This is a genomic window from Pseudomonas wadenswilerensis (assembly GCF_900497695.1).
In the GTDB taxonomy this organism is placed as follows: domain Bacteria; phylum Pseudomonadota; class Gammaproteobacteria; order Pseudomonadales; family Pseudomonadaceae; genus Aquipseudomonas; species Aquipseudomonas wadenswilerensis.
On record NZ_UIDD01000009.1, the window covers coordinates 32,589 to 46,613 of the forward strand.

At 53.9% G+C, this 14,025-nt stretch carries 14 protein-coding genes and 6 pseudogenes; 8 read left to right on the top strand and 12 right to left on the bottom strand.

The window, feature by feature from the left end; translation table 11 throughout:
- The first annotated feature begins 26 nt into the window (after positions 1-26).
- Positions 27-687, top strand: a pseudogene (locus tag CCOS864_RS17960) (SOS response-associated peptidase family protein).
- A 64-nt stretch (positions 688-751) separates the two neighbouring features.
- On the opposite strand, the gene CCOS864_RS28065 reads toward CCOS864_RS17960, so the two are convergent.
- The 6 genes and pseudogenes from CCOS864_RS28065 to CCOS864_RS17985 form a co-directional block, all read right to left on the bottom strand.
- Entirely contained in the window at positions 752-1,213 is a 462-nt protein-coding gene (locus tag CCOS864_RS28065) for a hypothetical protein (protein WP_134063300.1), read from the bottom strand.
- 160 nt (positions 1,214-1,373) lie between these two features.
- Positions 1,374-1,511: pseudogene (locus tag CCOS864_RS28490) on the bottom strand (lysis protein); the annotation flags it as partial.
- A 16-nt stretch (positions 1,512-1,527) separates the two neighbouring features.
- On the bottom strand, positions 1,528-1,737 hold the full coding sequence (locus tag CCOS864_RS17970; protein ID WP_115087707.1) for a hypothetical protein: 210 nt from the start codon (positions 1,735-1,737) through the stop codon (positions 1,528-1,530).
- Positions 1,738-1,916: 179 nt separating this feature from the next.
- Complete coding sequence (locus tag CCOS864_RS17975; protein ID WP_115087708.1) at positions 1,917-2,387, bottom strand: GIY-YIG nuclease family protein; 471 nt, start codon at positions 2,385-2,387, stop codon at positions 1,917-1,919.
- 370 nt (positions 2,388-2,757) lie between these two features.
- Positions 2,758-4,356: a hypothetical protein gene (locus CCOS864_RS17980; RefSeq protein ID WP_115087709.1), complete on the bottom strand. Its 1,599-nt coding sequence runs from the start codon at positions 4,354-4,356 to the stop codon at positions 2,758-2,760.
- A gap of 11 nt (positions 4,357-4,367) precedes the next feature.
- Positions 4,368-5,399: a hypothetical protein gene (locus CCOS864_RS17985; protein WP_148708552.1), complete on the bottom strand. Its 1,032-nt coding sequence runs from the start codon at positions 5,397-5,399 to the stop codon at positions 4,368-4,370.
- Between the two features lie 292 nt (positions 5,400-5,691).
- Here CCOS864_RS17985 and CCOS864_RS28070 point away from each other — a divergent pair, with 292 nt between their 5' ends.
- Positions 5,692-6,003 (top strand): hypothetical protein, encoded by a 312-nt coding sequence (locus CCOS864_RS28070; RefSeq protein ID WP_148708553.1) that lies wholly within the window; start codon positions 5,692-5,694, stop codon positions 6,001-6,003.
- 72 nt (positions 6,004-6,075) lie between these two features.
- Here the strand turns inward: CCOS864_RS28070 and CCOS864_RS17990 are convergent, their stop codons facing one another.
- Genes CCOS864_RS17990 through CCOS864_RS18000 form a run of 3 tightly spaced genes read right to left on the bottom strand, consistent with a single transcriptional unit; the run spans position 6,076 to position 7,881 of the window.
- On the bottom strand, positions 6,076-6,600 hold the full coding sequence (locus CCOS864_RS17990; protein ID WP_415842510.1) for a lysis system i-spanin subunit Rz: 525 nt from the start codon (positions 6,598-6,600) through the stop codon (positions 6,076-6,078).
- Complete coding sequence (locus tag CCOS864_RS17995; protein WP_115087711.1) at positions 6,597-7,217, bottom strand: glycoside hydrolase family 19 protein; 621 nt, start codon at positions 7,215-7,217, stop codon at positions 6,597-6,599. Before CCOS864_RS17995 ends, CCOS864_RS17990 begins: the two co-directional genes overlap by 4 nt.
- Before the next feature lie 52 nt (positions 7,218-7,269).
- Positions 7,270-7,881, bottom strand: coding sequence for a tail fiber assembly protein (locus tag CCOS864_RS18000; RefSeq protein ID WP_115087712.1), 612 nt, complete (start codon positions 7,879-7,881; stop codon positions 7,270-7,272).
- Between the two features lie 786 nt (positions 7,882-8,667).
- Here CCOS864_RS18000 and CCOS864_RS28075 point away from each other — a divergent pair.
- From CCOS864_RS28075 to CCOS864_RS18005, 3 genes are all read left to right on the top strand, one after another.
- Entirely contained in the window at positions 8,668-9,540 is an 873-nt protein-coding gene (locus CCOS864_RS28075; protein ID WP_148708554.1) for an endonuclease/exonuclease/phosphatase family protein, read from the top strand.
- The gene (locus tag CCOS864_RS28080; RefSeq protein WP_148708555.1) at positions 9,537-9,962 is read left to right on the top strand and encodes a hypothetical protein; all 426 of its coding nucleotides are present in this window, start codon (positions 9,537-9,539) and stop codon (positions 9,960-9,962) included. The genes CCOS864_RS28075 and CCOS864_RS28080 overlap by 4 nt, the downstream gene beginning before the upstream one ends.
- A gap of 86 nt (positions 9,963-10,048) precedes the next feature.
- Entirely contained in the window at positions 10,049-11,227 is a 1,179-nt protein-coding gene (locus CCOS864_RS18005; RefSeq protein ID WP_167458910.1) for a restriction endonuclease, read from the top strand.
- Between the two features lie 153 nt (positions 11,228-11,380).
- Here CCOS864_RS18005 and CCOS864_RS18010 read toward each other — a convergent pair whose 3' ends face one another.
- The 3 genes and pseudogenes from CCOS864_RS18010 to CCOS864_RS28495 form a co-directional block, all read right to left on the bottom strand.
- Positions 11,381-12,043 carry a Cap15 family cyclic dinucleotide receptor domain-containing protein gene (locus CCOS864_RS18010; protein WP_115087714.1) on the bottom strand — a complete coding sequence of 221 codons (663 nt, stop codon included), beginning with the start codon at positions 12,041-12,043 and terminating at the stop codon, positions 11,381-11,383.
- Positions 12,043-12,918 (bottom strand): nucleotidyltransferase domain-containing protein, encoded by an 876-nt coding sequence (locus tag CCOS864_RS18015; protein ID WP_115087715.1) that lies wholly within the window; start codon positions 12,916-12,918, stop codon positions 12,043-12,045. The genes CCOS864_RS18010 and CCOS864_RS18015 overlap by 1 nt, the downstream gene beginning before the upstream one ends.
- A 272-nt stretch (positions 12,919-13,190) precedes the next feature.
- A pseudogene (locus CCOS864_RS28495) lies at positions 13,191-13,433 on the bottom strand (lysis system spanin subunit); the annotation flags it as partial.
- On the opposite strand from CCOS864_RS28495, the pseudogene CCOS864_RS28500 reads away from it, so the two are divergent.
- From CCOS864_RS28500 to CCOS864_RS28510, 3 pseudogenes are all read left to right on the top strand, one after another.
- Positions 13,409-13,696 (top strand): annotated as a pseudogene (locus CCOS864_RS28500) (hypothetical protein); the annotation flags it as partial. The pseudogenes CCOS864_RS28495 and CCOS864_RS28500 sit on opposite strands and share 25 nt — an antisense overlap.
- Positions 13,693-13,782: pseudogene (locus tag CCOS864_RS28505) on the top strand (phage baseplate assembly protein V); the annotation flags it as partial. The pseudogenes CCOS864_RS28500 and CCOS864_RS28505, both read left to right, overlap by 4 nt.
- Positions 13,772-13,933, top strand: a pseudogene (locus CCOS864_RS28510) (baseplate assembly protein); the annotation flags it as partial. The pseudogenes CCOS864_RS28505 and CCOS864_RS28510, both read left to right, overlap by 11 nt.
- Positions 13,934-14,025: the final 92 nt, after the last annotated feature.

Genomic DNA, 14,025 nt, shown 5'->3' on the forward strand with positions numbered 1-14,025 from the left:
GTGATGCGACCACCGAGGCCGGCCCCATGTGCGGAAGACTCAGCCAGTACCACGCATCCACGACTTCGTCGACGCCCTGAGCATGCCCTACCCGCTTGCCAATAGCGTCGGCGACCAACCGCTTGAGCGGTACAACGTGCCGCCAACCACCCGGGTAGCACTGCTACGCCTCGAGGATGGAGTGCTCCATGCCGATCTGGTGCGTTGGGGTTGGCGGCCGCACTGGGCCAAGGACCGCGCCGCACCGATCAATGCCCGGGTCAAGAAGGTAGCGCACGGGGCGTTCTTCCGTGCGATTTGGCCGCATCGAACGATAACGCCAGTCGACGGGATGAGTGGGTTGATGAGGGGAGACCGAAGAAGCAGCCCTATTACATCCGGAGGCGAGACGGGCAACCATCGCTATGCGCAAGCATTGGCCATTTCACTGGTCACGAGCATGACGGATTCGGGATCATCACCGCCGATGCCCAGGGTGGGATGGTTGATGTACACGATCGCCGGCCTGTCGTGCTGTCGTCCGAACTTGCACGGCAGTGGGCCGGCCTGACAATGCCAAAGGAGCAAACCGAGCAGTTGGTCTTGAACCTTGGCGAGGGACCAGAGACATTTGAGTGGTACCGTGTTGGAGTTGCTGTGGGCAACACGCGAAACCAAGGTGTCCACCTGCTAGACTCAACAAGATGACTCCAGATAAAACTAGAACCACCCCCAGACACTTGAACATGTCCAGGGGCAGAGCGAAAGATTATTATTTAAACGTAACAACAATAGGGGAAGGCTCACCAGGCATACCAGGAGTGCCAGATGTTGAACAGCCTCCATTATTGCAAGTGATAGTCGCGGACAACCCAAGAGAAGGGACAACTTTCGTATACCACGTGCCACCGTCCTTTATATGCCTAAAAGTCAAATTGCCAAGCCTGATGCCTTTATCGTCTTCTACAGCCCAGCTGACTTCCTTTGCCCCACTCGTGCAAAGGCTAAAAATGTTATCTGAGTCCGTCATTCCGAATGAAACATCTCCCTGAGGCGGAACGGTATAGGCACCGCTCTTCGGAGCGTACATGCACTGGCTGCTGATTTGCCTCACGTACTTTGTCTGATTACTCGCATTCTTGAAGTGCACCGTATAGTCTTGCTTCGCCATAACTTGCGAAGAAGCGAGCATGACAAATGAAACAAGCGCAGCGCTTGAGAATAGGTTTTTCATGAAAACTCCATGTTTTTGAATCTTCCATTAGTAAGAACAAGCCTCATGCGCACCGTGACGGTCGAGTGCGAAAAGCCACTATAGACAGTAAGGTTTCTCTGATCAAGCAAGCACAGGGCGTTTGTCCTGTACTGAAATGGCCCTAAAATCCGGTGGTTTATTAACGCTTTAGAGCCAGGATATAGTCCTGGCATGCAGTCAGTGCGATCAGTCCTTGGTCGCCGTCACCGGTGATTCTGATAACTCGTTGAGCAGCCGCTGGGTCAAGTTCGCCTCGCGTGACTCCATGAACCACGCCGTCGATACCGGACTATTTAATGAAGGGAGCGCGCAGGCCCGCCAAGCGACCGCAGCTGGTACTCGGTGACAGCCTGGTACAGCGACTCAGCCTCCAGTCGCAGGCGTTCGACCTCCTTTGCTGGCTGACCGGCGTCCTGGGCTGCATGGTAGCGGCGCTGCGCATCGATAGCCTGCTGAATCAGCGGTTCGCCGGCCTCCACAACTCCTGTGAGGGTCTTCTTCACGCTGCGGCTCCGGTTATTTGGTCAGTGCAGTATAGGCCAACGGCTATTCAGGCTTCGCTATGGATCAACCAGATCAGCGACGGCCACCAGCGTCACCTTCCGGCCAAAAGCGGACAGTCTCACGGGGACTGGGCTGGCGCGCTGAAAGCGTGTCCCGGCGAGCGTGCTTGAATGCCTTGCTATGTATTCCTTCGCCGAGTAAGCGGGAAGACAAATGGCTTTTCTTGAGTTAAATTTATTTCCTTTAGCTTGTATTTAAACCTAATATCACTACAACTAAATCGTCGAATTAAATTTTTCACTTCAATATCACTTAGCTCGTAATTCCAAGGCTGAATTATAGAGCCACCCCTAACTTTATCGAAACCATACTTTTGCCCCAGGGCTACGGTGATAGTATTTTCAATCTCTGTAACCCAGAAACAATCGCCAATTGATCTAAAAGCCGCATGTAAATGAGTTGCTTTTCTCTCCCCCGTGAGACCGCTCTCCATATATTTGACAGCGCCCTTTTTCCTTAATGTAGAGTAAGGGCTCTTCTTACCATGGCTTCGCAGCCTTGATCTCAAACCCTTAGCTGTGCCCACGTACCATGAGTTCAGTTCAAGCTTCAAAATATAGATATACCAATTTCTAATTTCTTCACTCATTTTCCGGAATCAAATTGTGCATAACGATTAAGCTAATTCGTCTGAGACACTACTCGATCGCACTGAGCGTGTCTATTGCAAGTGGGTTACGCCGCACGGCAGGAATAGGTCTGCTGAGGTCGAAGCGTCTCATGCAGGTGTCTACCGGAGCGAGGGGTAGACCAAAAACGTCCGCTCTTGGCCGATTGCTGACCTTCGTGAAGGGCAGCTTTGGGTCGAAAGCGGTCGCTCTCGACTGACTGCTTTCGGCTAAGAGACTTGCCCGAAACCTCAGTGGGACGGGCAATTAGGCGATGGGCAGAGTAATCGACAGCTTTAGGAAACAAGCTGCGCTGGAGCAGCGATATACACACCCCTGCGCAGCAGAACCTTAAGTCGGAGAGGACGTAGTTAGCAGATACCCGTCCAACTCTTCGATCACGCTCATTGACAGCGTCATCTGCGCATCAATGCGCGTATCCAGCGAGCCGATCATCTGTTTGTCCCGCTCAGCACGGACGGCACCGAACAGATCAATCTTGTCGAGCAGGTAGCAGACAAAAGTCATGCTCAGCGCGGTCGCCGCCCCCACTAGGACAGCTGTCAGCACCCCAGCAAACGGTGCAAACAGGGGGACCCCGAGAATGAGCTTCTCGGCAGCCTCTTCTAGAACCACACCACCAATCACGACGCCACCTGCAGCAAGCAACTTCAAGGCTTCATGCGCTGCCTGGGCGAAGGTCATTTCCTCCGGCGGGAACAAGAAGGTCTTAAGTGCCTTGAGCAGGGAGAAAATTCCTTCACGAATCATTCGCACAGCGCGTTTGCCGGTGGTGACGAACAGGTTGATCATCACGGTCACGGCATTGGACACGAAGCCCGAAATGAAACCGCCGCTGAAACCATGCAGCATTTGTTCCCATCGCCCCGCTACCTTGACGCCAACACGCTTCAGGCGCTCACCCAGTTCGGCAAGGATGGTGTCGCTCTGGCGGCCGTTGCGGTACAGCTCCTTTATTTCGTCCAGGGCGCCGCTGAACAGCTCGACCATGAGCATGCCAAAGGCCTGCTGGCTGCCCATCTTCAAGCCTTCGGTCATACCGGTCTGGGCTGCGTGAGTGGTGTAGTAGGCGGCTTTTTCCGAGGTGCTGGGCCCGTGGCGATCGGCGGTTTCTTGTCCACGCTTCAAAGCTTTTTCGACAAGTTTTCGATCAACCTTGTAATGCTCCTCATTGGTCACCTGCCTTCCATTAGACTTTTTCTCCAGCCACTCTAATTTTTCATCATCATTCATTGAGTTATTTATGTGGCGCTGGGTGGATATCAGGTTCTCGGTATCAGTCCCAAAATCGGCGCGTTGGGTTTTAGACTGCATGAAGCCACCATTCTGGTGGTATGTCTTCAGCGGTATGATGTGGTCGGGGCTGGTCTGATCGCCTTTGACCGTTTCACCGGTGTAGCCATCACGGAGCTTCTGTTCTTTGTCCAGTTGGCCTCTGGTAAAAGTCGATCCCACCGATTTTTCACCGACCCCAGCGAATTTCTTACCTTGGCTGTTCAAACCCCTGTCATAGTCATCGCGGTTGTATTTTTCTTCGTCAGGATTGGCGTAGAAGTCCTGCCGGGCATTGTGAACGGTCGTCACATTGCCCCCCTGCTTGTCATACACTGCCAGGAACTTACCCAGCCCCAGTGGACCGGCAATGGCGCCGATAATGTCGCGCTGTGCTTTGGCCAACAGGTCGTCCACCCGGACCTGGTCGAACTCCTGGTCAAGCTCTCTGAGCAACTCGTGAGCATCCCGTGGGGCGGCCTGCAGCGCGAGGCTCAACGAGGAGAGGTAGTCCAGGCTGGCGAGACGTGCACTGTCGGTCTGCTTCGTCAGCAGCGCCGCTACATCTTCAGGTGCGGCAGCGACGTGAAGCAGCGGGCGGTTGGCCAGTTGCTCGCGCAGGGCCTGTTGTTTTCTGAACTGTTCGAGCTTGCTCATCGGTGCTTTCCTCACGCGGTTTTCAGGCTGTTCCAAGCTTGCATGAAGGCTGCTTCCTGCGGGTGTACGGCATCGTCCGAGTGCACTACCAGGTTGATGATTTCGTCGAAGATGGACAGGCTCATGCCCGATTTTTTTGCCAGCTCGAAGGCTTCCTTCACCGTCGGCGGTTGCTGGTAGAGCGACTCGATTTTGGCTTTGACCGCTTCTGGGATGGCGTCGGCCGAGAGGCCATTGATGAACAGCTCGATGTTTGCCCGTTCGGAGGGTGTGATATCGCCGTCGCATTGGGCGGTCGCGACGGCCACGGCGTTCAGGGCGATAATTGCATTGAAGTGTTCGCCGGCTGCCTTGAGGCTTTCCATAGCTTTCTCGAGGCGCTCTTTGAGCATCGAGATTTCAGCCAACTGCTCGGCTTTGGTTTGCTTGACGCCAGCATCAAACCCGGCCTTACGTGCTTCCTCGTCTCCGTCCAGGTTCGCGGCCACCACGGCACCGGCAACACCAGCGCCCACGGCAGCAGCGATGGTGCCGGCGCCGGCGAGTGAGCCCAGCAGACTAGCGCCACCGATCAGCGATCCACCGCCGGTAAAGGGTGCTGCCGCGACGGCACCCACGCCGATCGCAGCACCGCCGAGCACTTTCAGGTAGTCAATTTCCTTATCACCGGAGACCACGTCGCCGACGTAATCGCGAGTGGCGTCGTAGCTGTCGGAGACGACGTCACCCACTGTTTCTGCCGCGTCGGACAGCGTTTCGACAGTGGAGCTGTAGACATTGGAGGCGGTTTCGGACACTGCGTCGGCCACATTGCCGACCGTTTCGCGGGTGGCGTCATACGCATCGGAGACAGTATCGGCCACTTTGTCAGCCACGTCGCTGACGGTTTCCTTGGCCGAGTCGTAAGCGCGAGACAGGGCGTCGCCGATGGACGAGAAAACAAAAGTGCAGCCCAATGTGTCGCGGGCCATCGGTTCGCTCTCGTGGCTAACCAGGTTGGCACCGAAGCCTTGAGCCGATTGCAGGAAGATACGTCGATACATGAGCAGGCCATCCATGGTGGACAAAAGTGCCTGCGATTCTCCATAGGGTGCGCATGGTGTCAATATGCCTGCAGCATTTTCGAATGGCCTCTGTTCATGCGGTACGAAGGCCTCCCTAATTTGCCTGGTAAGGACCTTCAGGTGAGCGTCCGCTTTGGGTCCAGGCTGTGTGAAAACCTTCGACGCGATCCGACTGGGATCGATCCAGAGGCGCTAACCGACCCAAAGCGGTCATCTCTGTGTTCCGGTATTTTTATGCCGATGCTCGGACAATTGATAGGCAGGTTGATCTATGGCCAGAAGCGTTAGGCTTCAAAAAAAACTTCATACACGGCATCTGATGGCGATAGCTGAAGAAGTGGTGCTTGATGATAACCTTGTTGGAAAGCTATGGGCGCTCAACCGAGGTGACAGATTTGAGTTGAATTCAGCCTCCTTCAGTTCTGGATCTGTTCAAAAGTACCGCTTGGAATACGTGATAACGAGAGGCCCTGTGTTTGGGCACTGGCTTTACAAAGAATTTGATCCAGGGGAACTTGTATTATTTTTTACGGCAAAAGACTTTGACGGCATTTGCCATGGCTGGACTCTGTTTGACGAGTGACAGCCTCAGTTTTAGCTCTCTGAGAGGCCGCTTTGGGTCGAAAGCAGCCGTCTGGGCTTGCCTTTTTCCAGCTCACCGCCCAATGTCTCGGACGTAGGCTTGGCACGCCCGTAGGGCAATCAATCCTTGGTCACCGGTATCGGTGATGGCGACAATTCGTTGAGCAGCCGCTGGGTCAAGTTCGCCTCGCGGGGCTCCATGAACCACGCCGCCGGCGCCGGTGGTGGCTGGCACCCCACAGCCACTACCCTGGGCTGGGGCGGCGAGTAGGACTGACAGCCGGAGATCAGAAGTAGCGAGGCGATCGCGCAGGCGAACCTGGTTTGCTTGAGCATTGGTCAGCTCCTGGTGGTGGACTTTGTCGTTGGTCTGCAGCTGATCCTCAATGGCGCGGCGCCGGGCTTGCTCAGCCTCCTGCCAGTTGATCACCGCCACAGCAGCGGCCTCTCGTTCAGCCTGGAACTCATTGGCAAGCTTCGCGCTCCTGGCCTGCCACTCGGCATCCATCGTCGAGCGACCGTGCTCGTAGGTACCCCAGAACGCCCAGGCCACCAGCGCCAGCGACACTACCGCGCCGATCGTGCGCGCGCTGATCACGCCAGCGCCTTCAACGCGCGGTCATACAGCGCTTTCCGCTCAGCGGCGCCGTGCGGTACCCGGCCAGGCTTTCCGGTGTTGATCACGCTGCCGATATCCTGGAAGCGGCCGGCGTCGGCCAGCTCGTTCAGGCCGTGGGTCGACCACCACCAGGCGGCGGACATGGCGGCGTGCTCGGGGTGCTCGAGCAGCTCGGGCTTCTCTTCCAGCGGCAGAGCTAAGCCGGCGCCGGCGGCGGCATAGTTCGCCCGGCCGGTGAGCTGGATCAGGCCACGTCCACGGTACCGCCAGCCGTCCCCCAGTCGAGTGTTGCCCATGCGCCCGCTGTACACGATGTCGGCAATCTTCTCCGGCTGCCGCGCGCAGACTGCCGCTGAAGCCGCGGTGAACCGGGTGGGCCAGGTGCGCACCAGCGCCTCGGCGCTGTAGTTCAGGTTCTCCACCAGGTTGCGCAGCTGACCCGACTCATGCCCAACCTGGGCCAGGAACGCCGCCACACGCACCGGGCTGTCGATCTTGTAGCGCGCTATGGCCCGGTTCAGCGCAGGCAAAAAAATACCCGCGACTGGGCGGGCGTTCGGGAGTATCTGCAAAAGCTGCTGCATTGTAATTGGCATGGGCTTAAAACCTCGGATTACAGGAAAGAAAAAGCCCCGGCAGTGCGGGGCTTTATTGGGTGTGTTCCGCGTCTTGCGGCGGCGGCGCAGTGGCATCCTCTGGGCTTGCCGGCCACTCAATCGACAAGGGATAGCCTGGCTGTTGCTCAAGGCGATTCAGGGCGATGCGGTAGCGCTTCCAGGCCAGCAGCATTGCCTGCTCATGCTCCGACGCCTCCCCGAGGTCGACCGCATCCTGCAGGGGAGCGATACGCATAGAGGCATTGGCCAGCCTCTCGTCACGAAGGGACAGACCTTTGGTGCGGATGCTCTCCTTCTGCGCGTCAACATCAAGAACCCAGGCGCCGCCGTCCCAGTAGTGGAAGTCCCCCGGAAAAGGCTGGCGGGTAAGCTCAGGCGGCAGAGCGCCTAACGCGGCGTGATCCTGAGCCGCACCGGTAGCAACGTCGTAAACGGGGCCCCGGTTGTCTTCCACTAGGGCCCAGGCCTTGCCAGCCAAATCGCGAACAACGGCATGGCCTGGCACAGGCTCCGGCGGCGAATCGGTATAGGCATAGCCAGGAATCAACCAGTGCTCGGCATCGAGCGGGTCAGGGTCTGCCACTCCCCGGCCGATGTACTCCAGGGTTTGAGGGTGGGCGTTGTAGATAACAGGTGCGTTCATTTGAAGTCTCGTCAATATTTGATGCAAGCAAGCAGCGCAACGTTGCGCGGCCGCGATTCGGTGCCGCCCTCTGCGGAAACGGTGACTGGGTGGACGTGCGCGCCATCGACGCCGACAGTGCCGGTTACCGCGTGGGTATGTACGCCGTCGAGCGCGCCAGTAATCAATGTGCTTACGCCCGTGCCGCCAGAACTACGCCCCGCTAGCACTGCGGGCGCACCGTCTGCCCAGCCCCCGTAAACCGTTTGTGCGTGCGTGTGGCCGCCCGAGGCGGTGGCAAGACCGCTAAAGGGGTGTGCGTGCCCACCAGCTGCACCCGTTGTAGCACCGTGGGTAGAGCTCTTCCTGGTCCTATTTAAGGGTTCAGGGCGACAGTGCAGGAAGAGCTCTACCAATGCAGCCGAACGGAAATTAATTGCGATGGCAAAGTCATTCAAACAGATGATCAAGGACGGCGAGGTTCGTCGAATCAAGGGCTCTCCCGCCTCGATCATACCCTTCAGTGTTCTTTTCACAGCCCGACCTCCCGCTTGCCTGGAGTCAGTTTAGCGCCAGGCTGATCGCCCCGATGATGGATTGGGCATAGCTTTCATAAAGGCTAATGATCTCAAGCCTCCCATCCACATCCCGGCGGACATGTACTATTTTTTTGTACCAATCACGGCATGCCAATGCTGACGATGGCCTTCGCCCGTCGATCGGTTATCATCCCTGCCAGGATCAGCTGCCTACCGGACTGGAGCACACTGCCTCCTGTTTCACACCGTATCTACTAATGGATTCACAATGGAACTGAAATGTGCATGGTGGAATTGCAAGTTAAGCCCTCCGATGAATGGCGCAAAAAAATACCCCATCACCGAAAACTTTAACTGTGTGATCGATGCACTCTTGCAACGAAGTGTTGATATCCTAGGGCTCTGCGAGGTAAATCGCGATAACATCCAGCACCTTGAATTTTTTTTGGCCGAACGAAAATACAGCAAATACGAAATACTTGACCTGTACTCGCCAGGAAAATCAATTGATGATTTCTGCCTAATCTTCAACACTGAAAAGCTTTCACTTTCAACTGACGCCATTTTAGCAAATATTAAAGACAGCCTTACTGATCAATGGTTGAAAGCAGGGGTATTTGTTGGTTTAACCCCGAACCATGGCGAGGAAATATTTTTCGGTTTATCACATTGGCAAAGCCGGGGAACCTACCATGTGGGTAGTGCCGAAAGGCTTAGACTGGGAGATGCATTACGTACTAAGGCCCTGTCGATTTTGGATGCAAACCCAAATTGCCCTATTGTACTCCTTGGAGACTACAATGATGAACCTTATGACCTCTCTATTGTTAGAGGTATAGGATCAAGCAGGGATTCGAATTTTGTAAAGAGATCCAACAAATTTTTCTACAATCCCTTTTGGGCTCGCCTAGCGCCACACCCTGGCGGGCCTGGTGGAACCTTTGTGCACTCAAAACTTATCGCCAGCGAGGGTGCAATTTTCGACCAAATTCTATTTTCCTCTCACTTTGTAAGAGAGTGGGAATTCAAAGAACACGCCACCATTCTTTCAGATATCACATTTTTCGAACCTAATTTCGAGTGGAAAGACATCTCCGACCACTACCCAATCCTAAGTCATGTCGCAAGGGTTACATCATGAGTTTCCTGGAATCTATTAAGGCCGGCATAGGTAAAGCAAACCAAGCTGACGCCAACATCAATCAGGTAAAGAATCTATTTACACGGATTAGTGAAGAGCTAGAATCACTCTCCAACAAAAATATCACTTTTAGCACAGCTATATCTTCGACAGCCAGAATAAAAAAAGTAGCAGACTCCTTCGATGACCCGCTAAAGCCAAAAGAATTCTTAGACAGCGACCAACTATGCATCATAAAAGACTCCAAGTCTTTTACCCCAGTAGCCAAATGGCGGCAAAATATAAATGGATTTCCGTGCATGGTGGCATTTGACGGCGCCGAGTTTATATGCCAAAACATAGAAGAGCTGACCGAGGTTCTAAATATGCTTCTGTCCTCGACAAATTTTGGCAAAACACTAAAAAAAATCATGGACGAATAAATCAAACCACTCAAGACTCTATTACACACCCCGATGATGCTGCACTAGCGAAAAGCCAACGTGTTCATAGTAGAGGTAAATTGGTGATGATGGACAACCCAATGGCTTTAGAGGCAGCTGTTCATCAGCTGATAGCTCAGATCACTAGCATTACAACAGAGTGGGCTACGCGTCATGAAATTTGGTATGACGCTTGCCTAGTCGACCCCATCTCTCACTACGACGATGAACCTTTCATTGGCGGGCCGTTGCTGCTGCTGTGTGCGGAGGGAGCGATAAACACCGTTCTCGAATGGGACCACAAAGAGGCGCAGGAGCTTCGTCAGGAGCTTGAAGAGGTCGGTGTTTACTTAGAGTTTGAAGACTCCTGCACTTCGGGTTTCTACTTCATCGATTACGAATGTGAGCTGGTTCAGGCGGCCTACCGGGTAGCACGCTGGAAATGGATATGTCGACTTGTTGAAGCTGATACGGCGGACGTCAGTGGCGACCTATATGCTCATTTCGCGGCTAATGCCCAAGATTTTCATCGTCTTGGTCATCGCGAGTTTGAGACATTAATCAGTAGTATCTTTTCCGCCCGTGGATGGAAGACTGAACTAGGCCCCGGTTCCGGGGATAAAGGAGTAGACCTGCGCATCTGGCAACGAGATCCAATTGGAGATCTTCTTACGCTGGTGCAAGTGAAACGTTACGCCCCAAATAATCCCATTGGGTTGGAAGCGGTTGCAGCTCTCTCGGCCCATGTCGACCGACATCAGGCTAGTCGAGGCTTATTCATCACGTCCTCACGCTATCTGCCAGGGGTTCGTGATTTTGCTCAAAAGGCCGGCTCAAGACTCGTTCTTGCAGACAGCGCCAACCTGACTCAGTGGTGCGAAGAGTCTGCCCAAGAAATGTTGATGGCCCGTAATCGAGCCGCAGCAGCGCAAGAGCTAGTGCCTTTGCTTCGAGCTATTCAAAATCGAGGAGTTGATCCTCGCTTGGTAGTCGGTGAGCGGAGGTACCCGTGTTTTTGTGTTGTATTGCGTGAATCGCGGACCTCCGCACTGCTAGCACGCATACCGAGCATTCGCACTGCTGGCGATGTTCAAGCGGGACAGGTGATGCCTGTTTGGGATATCGGCGCTGACACTTCGGAACACCGTGAAGCGGTGTTCCGTGCTACACGGAGTGAACAAGGCGGCAGGGTAAGCTACTGGGGGCAGCGGACACTGTTCTCTACTTGGAATGGCCTACCTGTAGGCTTTTCTCATTGGGATTGATTTAAAACCGATGAGTGGCTTTAACTTGCTCCACTGCTGACACCCCCGCTTTTGACCGATCTCTGCCCTTATCGACAGGCAGAGCCCAGCCCCCTTCGGAGGGCGGCCAACGACCAAAAGCGGGCGCATGAGCAGAGAAAAATTATCCCATTGTTAACGTCGGTTTCCATTTTCTGTCACGGGATGCTCACCCAATTCTTCTGGAAGCTCATCTAATAGCTCACTTGAGTGAAATTGAAGAGCTATTTCACCTTTTGTTAACCTTTCAGTCCAGTATCTGCCCACTAGCTTTTGTTTCGGTTTTTCAATGATCTGGAATACTGCTGCTCCATCATGAGGAATGCTTCGCACATTCAGACTTATTCTAGGCTTGCTACTAAAAACATACGCTAGACTTTTGATCTGTCGATCAGGATCAATAAGAAACCCCTCAGAATACGAGGAGCTTTCCATTTCGCTAGTACGCATCATACAGCTAATATGGAAGAACGACTGCTTTACAGTCAGCAATACTGGTATAGGCGGTGGTTTCGCACCTGTCTCTGGATTTTCCCAATCTGAATAAATAAAGCCTACCCAGCTTCCATTTAAATCCGGAAATGGAACAAGCCATCCTCTGAAAATTTTAAACCTCCATCCCCACTTAACAAATACTGCTACCACCAAAAGGTCAATGCTCACGACCTTGGGAATCAGGCGAAAAAAATCTAGCATCCTTGATAAGTCTAGCTTGCTAAAATAGGCTATCACAAACCAAGTTACCGCTGAGATTCCTACCAGTAGGTACAGCGAGTTTTTAAGAGTAACATTTCGCATTATTTGAACTCAAGGTAGTTCCAAGCTGCTTGCGAGAAATCTCGGCCATCTGCACGAGTCCATTTTTGTCCTGGGTGGAATAAATAAAAGCATTCATTCACCTCTACCCAGCGCCCGGATTCCGGCTCATCCCCCTGAAGATTACTCCAAATATAAACAAGCATGGCTCTTAAGCACTCTATCCATGTTGCATGAGCAAACGCGGTATCAGGGCAGTTATAGGCAAGACACTCCATAAAGAAGGATGGTAACTCCCGAAAATTGCCATTTTTTGCCATCGCGTTTTCAATCCGTTTTAAAAGCCGGGCTCCTTTTTTATAGGCGCTCCCAGTACGCTTATTCTTCGCTATACCATTTGACAATTGCTGCGCCGGGTAGTTAACAATGCTCCCACCATCTGCCTTGAATATTTTAGTTCCATCTCTCGTTTCATTGATCATGTAGTATCTAAAGCTAAAACATGGAACCACATCAGCATCAACGCGCGCTGAGTTAGAGTTTATCTGTATTGCGGTCCCCCCCGTGGAGTCCACCTGACCGGGAAACTTAGCCTTCATAGCAGCAAGGAGTTCGGCTCTAAGCTTTGCAGGGGTCCAAATCCCCTCGTAAGGCTTGCCAGGCGTATAAATTCCTTTTTCAGCCTCATCCCAATATAAGAGATCCGTACATTCCACAGCTATATCGACATCACTATCAGATCGCACATTTGTATTGTTGGCGTAAGATCCTTTCGCATAAACCTTGAGCGAGCAGTTATTGAATGGTTCGTGTGAATTGATTGCTTGGCGAATCATTCGTTCCGTTCTGTCCTGCTTTTCCTGTTCGGTGCCACTCGATGGACCAGTCCATCCTACCAGTATATCTTCCAGGCTCATTTCTTATCATCCTTTGAAAACGCCAACAATATATAGATCACACGTGAAGCAAAATTATTATGCCGTATGCGTCGCAAAACGCTTTTGTCCATACGTAGTTTGTTAAGAGTCAATTGATTCGCGCATCAAGAACCTGCTCCATGAAGGGCTCACCCACCTGCTTCATTACGTCAAGCATACGTTTCTTTTGCTTCCCTTCCATCGATCCACTATAGCGGGTTCGGTGGGCCAGCTGGATGTTGACGCATCCTGCTGGCCCGCTCCTTTTCACTTCAGCGCGTGATTGCGCGCACGTAGGCCTGACAGGCCTTGAGGGCGATCAATCCTGTGTCGCCTCGATCGGTGATGCTGATAATTCGTTAAGCATGTCTTGGGTCAAGGTTGGCTCGAATGGCTCCATGAACCACGCCGGTGCCGCTGGTGGTAGCTGACACCCCACAGTCACCACCCTGGGTGGTGGCGTCGAGTAGGACTGACAACCGCAGATCACCTGCATATCGCAGCTTTCGTTGCCGCCCAGCTCACGGTGCTGCTGCGCATGCAGATGTGGGGACTTGCGGTCGAGCCTGCGGTGTTTGTACGGGCAGCTCAGGACTGGACTCGCCCTGAGCTCGACAGCTTTGCCGTGTGGGTTGTTGAGTGGACCCAGATAATCTACCTCGGCGAGGAAGAGTGGCCCTGGCCCAATCAGCCCCCTGGCAGTCTGTTGTGGGGGATCAGCCCAGACGGCGGCCCGATCTCCGAAGGTGACTACCAGGCACCGGAGACCATGACATGAGCTACGTGAGCGCAGCCCATGACCGCATGCTGGCGGGGCTGATCATTCCCTGCAGGGTGGTGGCGATCGATCTGGCTAGCCGACGCCGAGTTGCTGGAAACGGTGCGGGTCAGGCTCAGTGACGACGACGTGCGGCCGGTGGGGGATCGCCTCACTGTGCAAAGCGCCGAGATCCTCCGCTACCGCATTGACGCCGTGGTGCACATGGCGGGCAGCGGGCCGGAAACTGACTCGTCGCGATCAGCAGATGGGGGATATCATCTGGCTGTACTACGGTGCTAAGTGGCCTATGGTGCGAGTCGGCAAGCATTACGGTATTAGTGAAGGGA

What these genes read in the sequence shown, in the direction of transcription:
- CCOS864_RS28065 (WP_134063300.1), bottom strand. Translation starts at nt 1,213, where the DNA reads ATGAAAAACCTATTCTCAAGCGCTGCGCTTGTTTCATTTGTCATGCTC.
- CCOS864_RS17975 (WP_115087708.1), bottom strand. Translation starts at nt 2,387, where the DNA reads ATGAGTGAAGAAATTAGAAATTGGTATATCTATATTTTGAAGCTTGAA.
- CCOS864_RS17980 (WP_115087709.1), bottom strand. Translation starts at nt 4,356, where the DNA reads ATGAGCAAGCTCGAACAGTTCAGAAAACAACAGGCCCTGCGCGAGCAA.
- CCOS864_RS17985 (WP_148708552.1), bottom strand. Translation starts at nt 5,399, where the DNA reads ATGTATCGACGTATCTTCCTGCAATCGGCTCAAGGCTTCGGTGCCAAC.
- CCOS864_RS28070 (WP_148708553.1), top strand. Translation starts at nt 5,692, where the DNA reads ATGGCCAGAAGCGTTAGGCTTCAAAAAAAACTTCATACACGGCATCTG.
- CCOS864_RS17995 (WP_115087711.1), bottom strand. Translation starts at nt 7,217, where the DNA reads ATGCCAATTACAATGCAGCAGCTTTTGCAGATACTCCCGAACGCCCGC.
- CCOS864_RS18000 (WP_115087712.1), bottom strand. Translation starts at nt 7,881, where the DNA reads ATGAACGCACCTGTTATCTACAACGCCCACCCTCAAACCCTGGAGTAC.
- CCOS864_RS28075 (WP_148708554.1), top strand. Translation starts at nt 8,668, where the DNA reads ATGGAACTGAAATGTGCATGGTGGAATTGCAAGTTAAGCCCTCCGATG.
- CCOS864_RS28080 (WP_148708555.1), top strand. Translation starts at nt 9,537, where the DNA reads ATGAGTTTCCTGGAATCTATTAAGGCCGGCATAGGTAAAGCAAACCAA.
- CCOS864_RS18005 (WP_167458910.1), top strand. Translation starts at nt 10,049, where the DNA reads ATGATGGACAACCCAATGGCTTTAGAGGCAGCTGTTCATCAGCTGATA.
- CCOS864_RS18010 (WP_115087714.1), bottom strand. Translation starts at nt 12,043, where the DNA reads ATGCGAAATGTTACTCTTAAAAACTCGCTGTACCTACTGGTAGGAATC.
- CCOS864_RS18015 (WP_115087715.1), bottom strand. Translation starts at nt 12,918, where the DNA reads ATGAGCCTGGAAGATATACTGGTAGGATGGACTGGTCCATCGAGTGGC.